This window comes from Pseudomonas sp. SIMBA_041 (assembly GCF_046535095.1).
Taxonomy (GTDB): Bacteria; Pseudomonadota; Gammaproteobacteria; order Pseudomonadales; family Pseudomonadaceae; genus Aquipseudomonas; species Aquipseudomonas mucoides.
Genome location: NZ_JAWRXJ010000024.1, coordinates 1 through 2,061, shown reverse-complemented (window position 1 = coordinate 2,061; position 2,061 = coordinate 1). Strand labels below are relative to the sequence as shown.

At 60.3% G+C, this 2,061-nt stretch carries 3 protein-coding genes; all 3 read right to left on the bottom strand.

Going from position 1 to position 2,061, the window contains the following annotated elements; translation table 11 throughout:
* Positions 1 to 332: phage major tail tube protein (locus SB725_RS30025; protein WP_410923004.1), on the bottom strand; the 332-nt coding region annotated here is incomplete at its 3' end.
* Positions 333 to 344: 12 nt separating this feature from the next.
* Positions 345 to 1,508 (bottom strand): phage tail sheath family protein, encoded by a 1,164-nt coding sequence (locus SB725_RS30020; RefSeq protein ID WP_027923837.1) that lies wholly within the window; start codon positions 1,506 to 1,508, stop codon positions 345 to 347.
* Between the two features lie 136 nt (positions 1,509 to 1,644).
* The coding region (locus SB725_RS30015) for a phage tail assembly chaperone (protein WP_410923003.1) at positions 1,645 to 2,061 on the bottom strand (417 nt) is incomplete at its 5' end.

The following is a 2,061-nucleotide window of genomic DNA, read 5'->3' as shown; positions in this document are numbered from 1 at the left end:
GGATCGACTTCCTTGAGGCCCCCTCGCAGGGTGGCAACCACCGCCTTGACCGAACCTTTCTCGCCCTTGAAGGCCCCCCGAAACGACGCGTTGAACCCGGTCATATCGGCCTGACCGAAGAACTTCAGCACCTCGCGACGCACGCCGTTGGTGATGAAGCTGGCCTCGAGCTTTTCCATCCCCACGTCGAGCTCGACCGCCGCGTCCATGCCGCCCGCACGGTACTCGTCGGTTTTGAGGGTCAGCTTGGGCAGGGTCAGGCTCGGCACGTCGCCTTGCAGGCTGATACCGTCGACAAACAGGTTGGTGTTGTAGAGCACTTCCGGAATCATAAAGCGGCCTCCTTAGGCGGCGGTGTCCAGCACTTCAGTGATCCACTGATCGGTCACCTCCACGCGGAAGTTCGGGTTTTCGGCCGGCGGCACATCGGTGAAACGGATGTTCCAGTACACCTTGCCGTCGCTCAGTTCGCTGGAAGTGTTCAGCTCTTCGTCGGCATACACCTCGAAGTTGATGATTGCGCCCTGATTCTTCAGGTCGCGCATGAACGCCTGCAGGCCTTCGGTCACGTCCTTGACGTAGGTCGCGGTGATCGAGCGGTCCACCGCCCACTTGTGTGCGTAGAGGATGGCGTCCATGACGATGTCCAGCGTGCGCACGCGGGTGACGAACTTCCATTTCGCGTCGCTGGACAGCGTGCGGTTGCCCCACAAGCGATAGCCGTCATCACGAATGATCGTGGTGATATTCGCGTTATTCAGCACGTTGGCCCGACAGGAAGGATCGCCGTCGAGAAACTCGATCGGACGCGTAGTGCCGGTGATGCCGACAAACTCCTTGTTCGACGGCGAGGCCCAGAAACCGTAGGTGGCATCGGTCCAGGCAAACAGGCCAGCAGTCCAGGCCGAAGCCGGCGCGTTGATCGTGGCACTGGTCGTGGTGTCCCAGAACTGCACGCCCGGATCGACCATATAAGCGTGTTTGCTGCCGAAATTGGCGGCATAGGCAATCGCCGCTTCGTCGGTGGTGTTCGGCCCGTCGATGATGGCCATGGCGCGCATCTTGTCGCCCAACGCCACCAGCTCGGTGCCCACCGCCAGTGTCGACGAGTACCCCGGCGTCACCAACAATCGCGGCTGGGCGTTGAACTTGCTTTTGCCGTTGAGCAACGCCTGCATGCCGGTACGGGTGCCGTCGGCCCAAACGCCGCCGATGATCGCGGACAGTTGCTCGGCCGCGTCGTCCAGCAACGGCACACCGACGGCGACAATCACCGCCTTGGCCCGCTTGAAAATAGCCTTACAGTCCTTGGTGATCGCGGCGTCCGGCCCCCACGCCGCGACTGCCTCGCTTTCGCGGGTGATCAGCAGCAATTCATTGGCAGCGGCAGTGGCCGGCGGGCCCACGGTGAAGGTGTTGCACAGGCCGATGATCGACGCGGACGGGGTGGCGATGTGGCGTGCCCCGGTGTCCACCAGGGTCACGGTGACGCCGTGAAAGAAACTCATTGAGTGATACTCCAAAACGAAAAAGCCCCGCTTAAGCGAGGCTATGAGGGACGTGACGCGTAATCGAAAAGGAAACGCCCCGGCAATGCGGGGCGTCAGGGGGTCTGCTGATCCGGTTTATCCGGCCATCTAATCGTTAAGCGGTCGGCCTCACTGGACGCAGGGTGGAATCCGGAAAGTCTGGCGACTGGGGCCAGTTGCGAAGGTCCACGCGGTACTGCCGCCACTGCGCAGGCGTACTCACAAAAGCAGGATCACCGTCCTCAGCTTTCAGCAGTTCCACGTCCGCAACTGTCAGCTCTTGATCACGCCACGAACGCTCAGCATGTTCAGCATGGACAGCGATTGCGGGGCTTACTGGCAGGGCACCAACATCGACGCTGTATTCCTCAATATAATTGAATACCGCTACAGTGGCCGGAGCGTCATCACCTTTAACTGCCGTAAATGGAATCCAACCGTACACTTCGTGAAGAACTTCACAGTCAATAGCCCCATCCTTAAACTGCTTCAGGTTTTTGACTTCATAAACCCACGGTGCAGGTGGCTCAGG

Coding starts and splice junctions, on each gene's coding strand:
- SB725_RS30020 (WP_027923837.1), bottom strand. CDS start 1,508: ATGAGTTTCTTTCACGGCGTCACCGTGACCCTGGTGGACACCGGGGCA.